Source organism: Flavobacterium sp., from assembly GCF_035760125.1.
Lineage (GTDB): Bacteria > Bacteroidota > Bacteroidia > Flavobacteriales > Flavobacteriaceae > Flavobacterium.
The window spans coordinates 1-13,684 of the sequence record NZ_DASTTN010000115.1 but is presented as its reverse complement, the minus strand read 5'-3'; the positions used below and the strand labels follow the sequence as shown (position 1 = coordinate 13,684).

Genomic DNA, 13,684 nt, shown 5'->3' with positions numbered 1-13,684 from the left:
AAATAATTTATTTTGAAGATGAATTTAAAATTACATTTTAACCCGGAATTAAATCATTTTTTTAGCGAAGCTACTACAGTTTTTAATATAAAAAAACTAAATTATCTACCACGGTGGATTATTCTTTCCATTGATATAATAGTAGTTTTTTTATCTGGAATTTTAGGTTGCTTATTGTTGAAGAGTATTGGTGTTAATTTCGTTCTCAACAATCAATTTAAGATAATTGCATTGCTTTATTTCATGTTCACAATTTTCTTTTTTTGGCTGTTACAGACTTATGCAGGTATCATTCGGCATTCTACTTTTATTGATGAGTTAAAACTATTTATGTCACAATTCGGGACTTTTTTAATTATGTTTTTACTCAATACTGGTTTTGAGTTTTGGCAAGGAGAGAAACTATTTTTGAACGCACAATTATACGTATGTGTTTTATTGTCTTTTTATAGTTTGATACTGTATCGTATTGTTATAAAAATGGTTTTCAAACATTATTTTCTTGAAAAGCAAAAAAAAACATTAATTCCTGCGTTTATATATGGTGCAAATTCGAATGCTGTAGCTGTGGCTAATGCTTTAAACTCGGAAAGTCCACTTCGTTTTCGATTGTTGGGATTTGTTGATAAGAACAATCACAATAAGTCTAATCGGGTAATGGGTTTGCCCGTATTTGACAATCTCTGTACGGTTGCTATGCAATCAAAGGGTAGTGAAATACTAATTATTGCCGATAATGTATTGACCGAAGAGGCGATTTCTACAATAATGGATGATTGTTTGCAATACAATTTTAAAGTGTATTCAGTACCATCGATACTAAATTGGGAAAATCAAAATGAGGTTTTCCAAAAAGTAAAGAATTTTCAGATTATGGATTTATTAGGAGGAAATTCTATTACGCTTGATAATAATGCCATATCTAGTCAGTTAAAAGGGAAAACAGTTCTTATAACAGGAGCTGCAGGATCAATAGGTCGCGAAATTGTAAGGCAAGTGCTTGCTTTTGCCCCCGAAAAAATCATTATGGTCGATCAGGCAGAAACACCATTGTATCATTTGATTTTAGATCTTGAAAAGGTAGTTACAAGTTCAAAAATTCATGGCGTTATTGCTGATGTCCGAAATTATAAAAGGATGGAATCTTTGTTTAAATTGTACCAACCGAATGTGGTATATCATGCAGCGGCTTATAATCATATTGTCTTGTTGGAAGAAAATCCGGCTCAAGCAGTATTTACAAATGTGGTTGGAACCAGAAATGTAGCCGATTTGGCATTGTGTCATCAAGTAGATTTGTTTGTGATGATTTCTATAGATAATGCGAAGAATCCGATTAATGTAATGGAAGTCAGTAAACGAATTGCAGAAAAATACGTGCAGTCATTGTTTTATAAATCCCAAAATGGTGTAAATAAGGGAACTAAATTCATAACGACTCGTTTCGGAAAGATGTTGGTTACTAATGGTTCCATTGTCTCTTTGTTTTCTGAGCAAATTGCCAGTGGAGGTCCAATCACAATTACCCATCCTGAAGTTATTCGATACTTCATGACCATCCCCGAAGCTTGTCAGTTGATTCTTGAAGCGGGAGCCATGGGCAATGGAGGGGAGATATTCGTATTCGATATGGGTAAGCCTTGCAAAATAGTCGATTTGGCCAGAAAGATGATTAAGTTGGCAGGATTTATTCCCGACGAAGAAATAAAAATTCAGGTTATCAACTCAAGACCCGAAGAAAAATTATATGAGGAATTTCTCAACAATACTTCAGAAACCTTTCCCACACGTCATAATAAAATAATGATGGCCCATGAAATTAGAGAAGATTTTGAAACTCTGCATAATGATATTGAGGAATTGATAGATGCCGCTAATTTATTTGATAACGATACTATTGTTTTAAAAATGGAAAAAATAGTACCGGAATTCAAAAGAATACATTCCACTTTTGAAATATTAGATCATTAGTTTACTAATTAATTCAAGTAAAATGGAATTCAATTTAGAGGTGTTTTTTTTGTGAATAATGGGGCTGAATTAAAGAAAAAAAACATAATTTCAGGTTCATATTTGTACGATTTTAAAGTTTAATGAAAAGTTAAATGCTTATATTTGTGTATCTTATAAATAAAAATCATATGAAATGTTTTTTTTTAACAAAGAAAGTTATCCTATTATTGTTCGTGATTTCATTGTTCTCTTGTGCTTCCAGAAAGGATTTGGTTTACTATCAGAATATCGATGACGCAAAGTTTCCGGAAAAATTGAATTCTTATGAAATTAAAATTCAACCTGACGATTTGTTGCTGATAATTGTCTCTGCCCAAGATCCTGAAATTGCTGCCCCTTTTAATTTAATGTCAGTTACAGTCGAAAATACAGCCAGACCCTATGTGATTTCCGGACAGCAAACTAATCAAACGTATTTAGTGGATGCCAAGGGTACTATTGATTTCCCTGTTTTAGGAAACTTAAAAGTAGGTGGTCTAACCAGAACCGAAGTGCTCAAAATGCTAAAGGACAAAATCGCAGTTTATATCAAGGATCCAATTATTAACATCCGTGTCACAAATTTTAAAGTTTCTGTCCAAGGAGAAGTCGCACAACCTGGAACTTATAATGTGATTTCCGAAAGAATTACTCTGATGGAAGCACTATCGATGGCACGTGATTTGACCATTTATGGCTTAAGGAATAATATTTTGATCATAAGGGAAATAGATGGTGTAAAATCGTACAATAGGGTTGATATTACCCAATCGGATTTTATCAATTCTCCTTTTTATTATTTGGCACAAAATGATATAGTCTATGTAGAGCCCAATAAAAATAAAATAAACGGGGCGGCAGTTGGACCAAATACGAGTGTGCTTATTTCAATTACATCTTTATTAATTACTTTGGTTACATTAATCGTGACTTCAGGAAACTAATTATTATATGGAAAATAGTAGGTTAAACGAAGAGTTTAAGAATGATTATCGATTTAAATCATTTTTAGAAAAGTACATATTGCACTGGCGATGGTTTGCAATTAGTGCATGTATTAGTTTTTTTTTAGCTTTTTTATATTTGCGATATGCCACACCAGAATACAAAGCCATAACCACAGTATTGGTAAAAGATGAGAAAAAGGGCGAAATGCTATCTGAAATGTCTGCTTTTGCAGATTTGGGATTGGGAGGTGGTTTAAAAAGAAATGTGGATAATGAAATTGAAATTTTAAAGTCAAGAACCTTAGTCGAAAGGGTCATAAAAAAACTAAATCTAAATGTTTTTTTTCTGGTTGAGGGTAGGATAATTGATGGAGAAATTTACGAAAAAACTCCAATTGAAGTTTATTTTGTCGATAAAACGAATGAATTTTACAAAAATAAAATTAAGTTAAAATTTATTGAGTTAACACCTCACACGTTTTCTTTGGAAAATGAGATTTTAGAAGATGCTCCAAAGGTTATTCTAAGTCAGAAAAAAGAGTTTAAATACATGGAACTGATCCCAACAGCATATGGGCGTCTGATTATCAGTAAGTCTAAGTCTGCGGAAAATAAAAGATCGAATAAGCACCAATCGATTCAAATTATAGTCAAGCCTCTTGGTAAGGTTGTAGAGAGTTTTAGAAAACGACTTGAAGTGGAACCGATCAGTAAAACAAGTAGTATTGTTACTATTTCCATAAAAGATCCGATGGAAAAAAAATCGGTAGCTTTCTTGGACAATTTGATTCAAATTTACAACGAAGATGTAGCTGCAGATAAGACTTTTATTTCAGATAATACGTCTAAATTTATTTCCAATCGATTGAAATTGGTTACCCAAGAGCTTGAAGGAGTAGAGCATAATGTGCAAAGCTTTAAAAGGTCTAATACGCTCACCAATATCGATTCGGAAGCGAAGCTTTTTGTAGAAGGATCTAATGATTACGATAAAAAAGCGGTGGAGGCTGAAATTCAGTTGAATGTGGTGTCTTCCATGTTGGATTTTATAAATAAAAGTAACAATTATGAATTGCTGCCTAGCAATGTGATTACGGGGCAGGGAGATGCTTCGGGATTGATCAGTTCTTATAATCAATTGGTTCTTGATCGAAACAGGATTTTAAAATCAGCCACTACAGCGAACCCATCCGTGGTTAAGATGGACGAGCAAATTAACTCTTTGAAATCTACTGTAAGAGAAAGTCTCTTGCAAATGCAATCTAATTTAATTATTCAAAAAAGAGATTTGAACATGAATGAAGGGATTTTGAATACCAAAATTGAGAAAATCCCAGTTCAGGAACGTCAGTTCAGAGTCATTGCCAGACAACAAAAGGTGAAGGAAGAATTATATTTGTATTTATTGCAAAAAAGAGAAGAGACTGCTATTTCTTTATCGGCTTCGGAACCAAATATTAGAGTTATCGATGCTGCAAAGACAGAGGAGTTACCTGTTTTTCCTAAAAAAAACATTATTTATTTTGCCGGTTTATTGTTGGGCTTTCTTGTCCCTTTTGGGATTATATATACGGATGATTTATTAGACACTAAAGTAAAAAGCATTTTAGACATAGAAGGAAAGACAATTATTCCATTTATAGGAGATATACCCACTTCACAGACTTCTTCTAAATTTATTCAAGCAGACAACAGAACAAGTTCTGCGGAAGGATTACGAATGATCAGAACGAATCTCCAGTTTATGCTCAACAAGAGTCCTGACGGCATCGCCAAAACAATATTTGTGACCTCTACTTTTCCTAAAGAAGGGAAAACTTTTGTCTCGGCAAATCTTGCTGCGATTTTTGCATTGTCTGGAAAAAAAGTGTTGCTGATAGGTATGGATATCCGGAATCCAAGATTGGATGAATTTATGCCGCTGCCAGAACTAGGTGTTACCAACTATTTGTCATCAAAAAATATGGTTTTAAAGGATTTGATAGTGAAATGTGATGGTTATAAGAATTTCCACATACTACCATCTGGTATGATACCTCCTAATCCTACGGAGTTATTAATGAGTGAAAAAGTAGATGCGCTTTTCAAAACATTAAAAACGCAATATGACTATATTATTGTCGACAACTCTCCCGTGAGCATAGTAGCCGACACCTTATTGATAGCTAAAAATGCGGATTGTTTTATTTATGTGGTTCGAGCCAATTTTTTAGACAAACGTATGCTTAGTATCCCAAATAAATTATATAATGACCAAAAATTGCCTAATATGTGTTTACTTCTTAATGATACCAATTCTGGAAAAGGGTATGGTTACGGCTATGGCTATGGCGTAGGAATGGAAAAGAAAGTTTGGTATAAAGTGGTGTTTAGTAAAACAAAAGAAATGTTAGGTTTAACAGATAAAATCGTAAGAAAAGGATGGGGAAAATTAATCGAAATTTATGCCTTTCACAAGAGGTGACACGATTTTTTTGTTTATTAATGCTGTAAATAAGATTCTAAATAAGCTTTTAGATCAAAAAGATGTATTTTTTGATGGATAGTAAGAATTGGCTTTTTTATCAAAGCTTCATTTGTGACATAATAATGGAGGCCATCTTGTGTTGCTATTCCTTCAATCTGATGAAATGGCAATAGTATATTGATTTTTCGTTTGTTTCCGGTCGAAAAATCACTATTTTTATAATCATACAAAAGATATACAAAGGGCTGTACTGTTTTAGAATATCCGCAAAGCACAATTAATTTTTTTGATGGCGAATAAGTAGCTCCGGTGATTAATCCTTCTACATTTATGGTTTCTTTTAATTGAGCAATGTGAGTTCCAGGATTTTTTGGTAACATATATACACTTGTTTTGTTTTGTTTCCATTGTTTCGTGAACAAATAAATACTACTTTGAGTAACTAAAAAAGCCTCACAATCAAAATCGGTAGTATTTGCTTTTTGAACTTTGAAATCTGTTTGATTGATATACGAAAAAGCAATAGTGTCAATCACCGGAGTATTCGATAAAACTGAGTTTTTTTCGATTCTTAAAATTCGCAAATCTTTCCGGTTTCCCCTGTAATTATTGCCAAAATCACCAATGTATAGATACAAACTATCTTGAGAAATTTCTTCCCAGTCGTTGTTTTTTAAACCCTGAAGAGAAACTTTTTTCTTGATTTGCCCTTTCTGGTCCAATCCGTAAAGGGTAGTGTCACGGTTGTCATTGTGCGTCCATAATAAATTTTTAAAAGCAATCAATCCTGAAGTTTCTGAGATTGTATCGCTTATTTTTTTCGAGAATTCAGCTTTTATTTTTGCGGAAGCATACTCACAACTTCCATTATTTTCGGTTGCTTTTGGATCAAAATTTTTCGCAAGACGATCCGTACACCCTTTAATTTGGGCATAAGAACCAGTTACAAACAGAAAGAAAAGTAGAATAGTTTTTTGTGTCACAGTATTCAAATGAAAATTAAAAGAAAGATATTAAACAATTACATAATAAAAAGGATTTGGAGCGAATGATTGGGCTTTTTTTGGAAGCACCGTTCCCGCTATCCGTTATATCTTTTTTTATATATAACCCTGTCGGGGTTATATATAAAAAAAGGATACCACTTCTATCGGGGCTAAAGAGGTTTTATTGTTTTTATGATTTTTTTTATCAATGCAATTGTCATTCGGAGGAATGTTGAAGCTCCAAAATCCTAATCAAAATTAACATTTTTCTCTGGGCTTAAATGAATTTACATCATTTATATATTTTTATTTTTTCCCTATATTTGAAATGCTAAAAGTTTTTTCCTGTCTTAAATACCGATAAAAATGTATGAGTTTCATTAAACGAAATTTACTTCTGTTTTTTGTTGCTATTTCTTCTTTTTCTAGTTTTTCGCAGAAAATGGATTTTAGAAGTAATGATTTGGATATGAAACAAATTTTGAAAAACATTTTTTTGAAAAATGACTCTCTTAAGAATAAAAATGAACCCAGTAAAATTGCCTTTTCCTTAATACCCGCTCCCGATTTAAAAAGCTCTCAAGGTGGACTTGTAGTGTCATTCGTGACCACTTTTTTTCTGGATGAGAATCATGAAACCACCAAAATGTCCGAGGTTTATTTTACACCTACAACCAGTTTTTCGGGGCAATATTCTTTTCCCATACAATCCTATATTTATACCAAAGACAATAAGTATAATTTCATCGGCGATTACAGGTATATGATATATCCACAGTTTACGTACGGTTTGGGTGGCAACAGTTCCAAAGACCCACAATCTGAGGTGAGTTATCAGCAAATTCGGTTTTATCAATTTGTGACCCGTAAAATAAAAGGCGATTTTGGTTTGGGATTGGGTTTTCAATTGGATAATTATCAAAATGTTTCCGAAGACTCTGAAATTTCGGAACCAACAGATTTTAATAAATATCAAGAAGGAAATTATTCTGATGAACTTTCCTCGGGAATTGCTTTTCAGGCTCTGTATGATTCCCGTGACAACATTTTGAACCCCAAAAAAGGTTATTATTTTGAGGCCGATTATCGCATCAATTCTAAAGCTTTTGGCAGTGACACCGAATGGAAATCAATATACATAGATGCGAGAAAGTATCATTCGTTTAGTTCTAGACGCCATAAAGTTTTGGCTGCGAGAGCTTTTTACTGGGCTGTTTTTGATGGGAAACCCCATTATTTGGATTTGCCAAGCATTGGTTGGGATCGTTATGGTAAAACGGGTAGGGGATTCACCCGCAATCGCTACCGCAGTAATTCTTTATTGTATTTGGAAACAGAATATCGTACCGATATTACCAGAAATGGTTTTCTTGGAGCTGTTTTTTATGGGAATCTTTCTTCAGTGTCCAATTTAGATACCTATCATTTTGATAATTGGACTCCCGCAGTGGGAACAGGTTTAAGGATAAAGTGGAATAAAATCAACGACTGTAATTTAGCTTTAGATTTTGGTATCAGTAAAGATGATTGGACTTTTAGGGTTGCACTTTCGGAGAATTTTTAAGTTTTGTTAAAGAAGTTTGTCTCCATGATATACTTTGTAGCTAAGAAACTTTGTGATTTTAAGGCTTAAAATATATCTTTGAAAAATGCAGCTATCGGTCATCATCCTCAATTATAATGTTCGCTATTTTTTGGAATTATGTGTTTTAAGCGTAGAAAGCGCTTTGAAAAACATAGATTCCGAAATTATTGTGGTTGATAATAATTCTCAAGATGATAGTTGCGACATGATAAAAACTCGTTTCCCAAATGTCAAACTAATTCAAAATAGCAAAAATGTTGGTTATCCAAAAGGGAATAATATAGGTGTGGCAGAAGCTAAAGGAGAGTATGTCTGTATTCTAAATCCAGACACTGTCGTAGCCGAAGATACGTTTGAAAAAGTGCTAGAATTTGCCCAAAAACAAAAGAACTTAGGAATTGTAGGTGTAAAACTGATAGACGGCTCTGGTAATTTCCTTCCGGAAAGCAAAAGGGGAATACCCACGCCTTGGGTTGCCTTTACTAAAATTACCAGTTTGTATAAATTATTTCCGAAGTCCTCTTTTTTTAATAAATATTATGCCCAACATTTATCCGAAAATCAAACAGGTGAAGTAGAAATTTTGGTAGGTGCTTTTATGGTTCTCAAAAAAGAATTGTATGAAGAAGTTGGCGGTTTTGATGAAGATTGTTTTATGTATTCAGACGATATTGATTTGTCTTATATGGTGTTGCAAATAGAAAAAAAAAATTATTATTTTCACGAAACAGCTGTAATTCATTACAAAGGAGAAAGTACAATTAAGGATGGTACATATATGAAGCGTTTTCAAGAGGCAATGGAGTTTTTCTATAGAAAGCATTTTAAGGTTTCTTATCTTTTTTCTGCATTTATGAAAATTGGAATTGTATTTTTTTCTGTAATAAAAAGAATTCAAGGTAGGGCTAAAATCAAAACTATCCCTAAATATTATTTGCTCGTATCGGCATCTGATACATTGGTAAAAATAATAACTCTTCTTGTCCAAAAAAAGGTTGATTTTCTCGATTGGAAAACAGAAAAAGAGGTAAATTTGTCATCAATTTCAATAAGAAATGGGGCACAGATTATTCTGGATAATGAGTTTGTTTCCTTTAAAGAATGCATTAATATTCATAAAAAGCATAGAAACAAAGGAATTACATTTAGAATTATTCCCAAAAATGCAAATTTTATCATTGGAAGTGATTCTTCTAATGATAGAGGGGAAATTGTAAAAATTAAGTAAAAATTACATTTAGTGAAATTTATATTGATATTATTTAGTAATTTCGCAAACTGAAAATCAAAATCACCTTTTAGATTAACAATATGGCAAGATTTGAATTAAAGCTTCCTAAAATGGGAGAAAGTGTTGCAGAAGCAACTATCACAAATTGGTTAAAAGAAGTTGGCGACAAAATTGAAGCAGATGAAGCGGTTTTGGAGATTGCGACTGATAAAGTAGATTCTGAAGTTCCGTCTGAAGTTTCGGGTGTTCTTGTCGAAAAATTGTTTGGAAAAGACGATTTGGTTCAAGTGGGGCAAACTATAGCTATTATTGAAACAGAGGGAGGAGATGCTGTTTCTACAAGCTCAGAAGTTGCTCCGGCAATTATTGAGGAAATTCAAAAATCTGTTGAGGTTGCTAAAGAATCAGTTGCGGCTCTCGTTAGTTTTTCTGAAAGTGATAAGTTCTTTTCTCCATTGGTAAAAAATATTGCAAAAGAAGAAGGGATAAGTTTAGCAGAATTAGAAAGCATTGTTGGTTCTGGAAAAGAAGGACGTGTGACTAAAGATGATATTTTAGGTTATATAAAAAATAGAGGTTCTCAACCTGCAGCTGTTATGGCAACACCAGCTAAAGTGGTTGAAGCTCCAAAAGCGGCCTCAGTAGCTACTCCATCGCAAACTGTTTCACCTGTTTCTGTAAATGGAGGTGATGAAATTGTGGAAATGGATAGAATGCGTAAGTTGATTTCGGGCTATATGGTAGCTTCAGTTCAAACTTCGGCTCACGTACAATCATTTATCGAAGTTGATGTAACTAATATTGTAAAATGGAGAGATAAGGTTAAAAATGCTTTTGAAAAAAGAGAAGGCGAAAAATTGACTTTTACTCCTATATTTATGGAGGCAGTTGCCAAAGCGTTGAAAGATTTTCCGGGTATGAATATTTCTGTAGATGGTGATTTTATCATTAAAAAGAAAAACATCAATCTTGGAATGGCAGCAGCTTTACCAAATGGAAATTTAATTGTTCCTGTTATTAAAAATGCAGATCAATTGAACTTGGTAGGAATGGCAAAAGCGGTGAATGATTTAGGGAACCGTGCAAAAATGGGGAAACTAAAACCAGACGATACTCAAGGAGGAACTTATACAGTTACTAATGTGGGGACTTTTGGAAGCGTTTTCGGAACTCCAATTATTAATCAGCCACAAGTAGGGATATTAGCACTTGGCGCTATCCGTAAAGTACCTGCAGTTATTGAGACTCCTGAGGGTGATTTTATAGGTATCCGTCAAAAAATGTTCTTATCGCATAGTTATGATCACCGAGTGGTAGATGGTGCTTTGGGAGGAAGTTTTGTAAAAAGAGTAGCCGAATATCTTGAAGCATTTGATGTAAATAGAGATTATTAATTCAGTATAAATTGAAAATGGACCCGACAAATTTTTATAGTTTGTCGGGTTTTCTTTTTTTGGCATTTTTACCATTGACTTTAAATGAAATCAATACCAAATCTTTATATTTGTACCAATTCAAATACAAAAAATGGAACTAAAACTCAATAAGCCAATTTGTTTTTTCGATCTTGAAACTACAGGAATTGACATCGGAAAAGACAGGATTGTGGAAATATCAGTTTTTAAAGTTTTTCCAAACGGAAATAAAGAAAGTAAAACATGGTTGGTGAATCCAACGATTCCAATTCCGCCACAGTCAACGGCTATTCATGGAATCAGCAATGAAAAAGTGGCTAATGAACCTACATTTAATGAACTGGCTCCTCAGGTTTACAATATGATTAAGGACAGTGATTTGGCGGGATTTAATTCAGACCGTTTTGATATACCATTATTGGCAGAAGAATTATTGCGTGCAGGAGTTGATTTCGATATGAAAAATAGAGTTTCTGTGGATGTGCAAACTATTTTTCACAAAATGGAAGAGCGTACTTTGAGTGCCGCTTTAAAATTTTACTGCGGAAAAGGACTTGAAAATGCGCATTCAGCCGAAGCGGATACGATGGCGACCTATGAAATCCTAATGGCTCAATTGGATCGTTATCCGGAATTAGAAAATGACATGAAATCTTTGTCTGAGTTTAGCACCAGAAAAAAAATAGCCGATTTTGCAGGAATGATAGCTTTTGATGCCAATAATGAAGAAATTTTCACCTTCGGAAAGCATAAAGGAGCTAAAGTCGATAAAATTCTGGAAACAGAACCGGGTTATTTTAGTTGGATTCAAAATGCAGATTTCCCTCTGTATACCAAAAAAGTTTTGACGGCCATAAAATTAAGAAAATTAAATACGAAATAGGTTTTGATTAGTAAGTTTCGGAGTTGTCCGAAATCTGAAATCTAAAATCTGCAATCTAAAATTATAATGAAGATCATCTGCATCGGTAGAAATTATGCCAATCATATTGAGGAATTAAAGAACGAGCGCCCTTCGGAGCCGGTTGTTTTTATGAAACCGGATTCGGCTATTTTGTTAAAGCAACATCCTTTTGTAATTCCGGAATTCTCGGAAGATATTCATCATGAAATTGAACTTATTGTGAAAATAAGTAAAGTGGGAAAGTATATTGAGCCTAAATTTGCCCATAAATATTATGATGAGATTAGTGTTGGAATTGATTTCACGGCAAGGGATTTACAGGCAAAATTGAAAGAAAAAGGACTTCCATGGGAAAAAGCCAAGGCATTTGATGGCTCGGCGGTTATTGGAGAATTTTTACCTAAAAGCCAATTTGTTTCGTTAGAAAATATTACTTTTGAATTAACGAACAATAATGTTACAGTACAAAAAGGGAATTCTGGTATGATGATGTGGGGTATCGATGAGTTGATATCGTACGTTTCTCAATTTTTTACTTTAAAGATTGGGGATATTATTTTTACGGGAACACCAGAAGGAGTTGCGGCAGTAAAACCAGATGATGTTTTAGAAGGATTTTTAGAAGGACAAAAACTATTTAGAATACAAGTAAAATAATGGCTTTAAAATACAATTTAGCAAAAGTGTACGCACTTTCGGATAATGATCCAGAGTTTGTGAATGAAATTTTGAATTTGTTTGTTACTGAAGTTCCAGAAGATTTGATGCAAATTGGAGAGGGAATTAAGAACAAAGATCACAAACATACTTATGCCTTTGCACACAAATTGAAACCTACATTAGATTTATTGGGGTTAAATGTGGCATTCGAGGAAATTCTGCAAATAGAAGCTTGGACCAAAACAGAAGGTAAAAAGAAAGAAATAATCGAGACCTACAAAAGTGTTAAGACTCAGGTTAAAGATGCTATTAAAGAGTTGAGAAAAGATTTTGATCTTTAGCTTGACTTTTTAATTTTCTATAAAAGTATAAGACATAAAAGAATCTAACAGTTGTGTAGAAAAATGCAACAGTTAGATTTTTTTTTATTTAATATAGAACAAAAGTTTTAAAATATGAAAGCAGTTATTGTTACGATTGGAGATGAAATTTTAATTGGTCAAATTGTAGATACGAATTCTGGTTTTATAGCCAAATCATTGGATAGGATTGGAATTGAGGTTCATGAGATGCTGTCTATAAGTGATTCTCGTGAACATATCTTAAATACGTTTTCAAAACTTCAAAATGAGGTTGATATTGTTATTATTACGGGAGGATTAGGACCAACGAAAGATGATATAACTAAAAAAACATTCTGTGATTATTTTGAAGACGAATTGGTTGTGGATAATGTTGTTCTTGCACATGTAACCGAATTGATTGAGGGTTTTTATAAGCGAGCCATTACTCAAATTAATAAAGATCAAGCTCTTGTTCCTTCAAAGTGTATAGTGCTTCACAATCAAGTGGGTACGGCTCCAGGATTATGGATGAAAAAAGAAAACACTGTTTTTGTATCGCTTCCGGGAGTGCCATTTGAGATGAAATATTTGATAGAAAATGAAATCATTCCCAAAGTAGTTCGTGACTATCAGCGGCCTTATATTCTCCATAAAACGATTCTTACTTATGGTCGAGGAGAAAGTGCAGTGGCGGAACAAATTGAAGACTGGGAAAATAATTTGCCCGAATTTATAAAACTAGCTTATTTGCCTGCGCCGGGAAGAGTGCGATTACGACTTTCGGCTAGAGGGACTGATAAAGAGTTAATGGAAAAAGCCATAGAAGAGAATGTGGTTTCTTTGACTGAAATAATAGGAGATATTATTGTAGGTTTTGAAGATGATGAAATTCTAGAAACGGTTGTTGGGAAAATTCTAACACAGCAAGAGAGAACTATTTCTACTGCCGAAAGCTGTACGGGAGGGAGTATTGCACAGTTGCTGAGTTCAGTTCCTGGAGCTTCTAATTATTTCAAAGGAAGTGTTGTGGCTTATTCAAAGGAAGTGAAGGAAAATGTATTAGATGTTTCGGAGAATTTGATAGAGGAACATAGTGTTGTGAGTGCTGAAGTCGCTAAGGCTATGGCTTTGAACGTGAAAAGATTGCTGAAAA

The 13,684-nt window shown here is 33.6% G+C and carries 11 protein-coding genes; 10 read left to right on the top strand and 1 reads right to left on the bottom strand.

The features are described 5' to 3' along the window. The first annotated feature begins 243 nt into the window (after positions 1–243). The 3 genes from VFS71_RS04545 (at position 244) to VFS71_RS04535 (ending at position 5,403) form a co-directional block, all read left to right on the top strand. Positions 244–1,971 (top strand): nucleoside-diphosphate sugar epimerase/dehydratase, encoded by a 1,728-nt coding sequence (locus VFS71_RS04545; protein WP_326399641.1) that lies wholly within the window; start codon positions 244–246, stop codon positions 1,969–1,971. A gap of 170 nt (positions 1,972–2,141) precedes the next feature. Further along, on the top strand, positions 2,142–2,936 hold the full coding sequence (locus VFS71_RS04540) for a polysaccharide biosynthesis/export family protein (protein WP_326399640.1): 795 nt from the start codon (positions 2,142–2,144) through the stop codon (positions 2,934–2,936). Positions 2,937–2,943: 7 nt separating this feature from the next. Then, positions 2,944–5,403 carry a GumC family protein gene (locus VFS71_RS04535; RefSeq protein WP_326399638.1) on the top strand — a complete coding sequence of 820 codons (2,460 nt, stop codon included), beginning with the start codon at positions 2,944–2,946 and terminating at the stop codon, positions 5,401–5,403. A gap of 17 nt (positions 5,404–5,420) precedes the next feature. On the opposite strand, the gene VFS71_RS04530 is transcribed toward VFS71_RS04535, so the two are convergent. Beyond that, positions 5,421–6,389, bottom strand: a complete 969-nt coding sequence (locus tag VFS71_RS04530) for a T9SS C-terminal target domain-containing protein (RefSeq protein ID WP_326399637.1) — start codon at positions 6,387–6,389, stop codon at positions 5,421–5,423. A gap of 373 nt (positions 6,390–6,762) precedes the next feature. Between VFS71_RS04530 and VFS71_RS04525 the strand changes: the two genes are divergently transcribed. The 7 genes from VFS71_RS04525 to VFS71_RS04495 all read left to right on the top strand — a co-directional run. Further along, on the top strand, positions 6,763–7,956 hold the full coding sequence (locus VFS71_RS04525; protein WP_326399636.1) for a BamA/TamA family outer membrane protein: 1,194 nt from the start codon (positions 6,763–6,765) through the stop codon (positions 7,954–7,956). Positions 7,957–8,041: 85 nt separating this feature from the next. Beyond that, positions 8,042–9,205 (top strand): glycosyltransferase family 2 protein, encoded by a 1,164-nt coding sequence (locus tag VFS71_RS04520; protein ID WP_326399635.1) that lies wholly within the window; start codon positions 8,042–8,044, stop codon positions 9,203–9,205. A gap of 83 nt (positions 9,206–9,288) precedes the next feature. Continuing rightward, positions 9,289–10,602, top strand: coding sequence for a dihydrolipoamide acetyltransferase family protein (locus tag VFS71_RS04515; RefSeq protein ID WP_326399634.1), 1,314 nt, complete (start codon positions 9,289–9,291; stop codon positions 10,600–10,602). A gap of 133 nt (positions 10,603–10,735) precedes the next feature. Beyond that, positions 10,736–11,506 (top strand): 3'-5' exonuclease, encoded by a 771-nt coding sequence (locus VFS71_RS04510; protein ID WP_326399633.1) that lies wholly within the window; start codon positions 10,736–10,738, stop codon positions 11,504–11,506. A gap of 66 nt (positions 11,507–11,572) precedes the next feature. After that, entirely contained in the window at positions 11,573–12,184 is a 612-nt protein-coding gene (locus VFS71_RS04505) for a fumarylacetoacetate hydrolase family protein (RefSeq protein ID WP_326399631.1), read from the top strand. Next, positions 12,184–12,528, top strand: coding sequence for an Hpt domain-containing protein (locus VFS71_RS04500; RefSeq protein ID WP_077376360.1), 345 nt, complete (start codon positions 12,184–12,186; stop codon positions 12,526–12,528). The genes VFS71_RS04505 and VFS71_RS04500 overlap by 1 nt, the downstream gene beginning before the upstream one ends. A 114-nt stretch (positions 12,529–12,642) precedes the next feature. Beyond that, the coding region (locus VFS71_RS04495) for a CinA family nicotinamide mononucleotide deamidase-related protein (protein ID WP_326399629.1) at positions 12,643–13,684 on the top strand (1,042 nt) is incomplete at its 3' end.

Coding starts and splice junctions, on each gene's coding strand:
- VFS71_RS04545 (WP_326399641.1), top strand. CDS start 244: ATGTTCACAATTTTCTTTTTTTGGCTGTTACAGACTTATGCAGGTATC.
- VFS71_RS04540 (WP_326399640.1), top strand. CDS start 2,142: ATGAAATGTTTTTTTTTAACAAAGAAAGTTATCCTATTATTGTTCGTG.
- VFS71_RS04535 (WP_326399638.1), top strand. CDS start 2,944: ATGGAAAATAGTAGGTTAAACGAAGAGTTTAAGAATGATTATCGATTT.
- VFS71_RS04525 (WP_326399636.1), top strand. CDS start 6,763: ATGAGTTTCATTAAACGAAATTTACTTCTGTTTTTTGTTGCTATTTCT.
- VFS71_RS04520 (WP_326399635.1), top strand. CDS start 8,042: ATGCAGCTATCGGTCATCATCCTCAATTATAATGTTCGCTATTTTTTG.
- VFS71_RS04515 (WP_326399634.1), top strand. CDS start 9,289: ATGGCAAGATTTGAATTAAAGCTTCCTAAAATGGGAGAAAGTGTTGCA.
- VFS71_RS04510 (WP_326399633.1), top strand. CDS start 10,736: ATGGAACTAAAACTCAATAAGCCAATTTGTTTTTTCGATCTTGAAACT.
- VFS71_RS04505 (WP_326399631.1), top strand. CDS start 11,573: ATGAAGATCATCTGCATCGGTAGAAATTATGCCAATCATATTGAGGAA.
- VFS71_RS04500 (WP_077376360.1), top strand. CDS start 12,184: ATGGCTTTAAAATACAATTTAGCAAAAGTGTACGCACTTTCGGATAAT.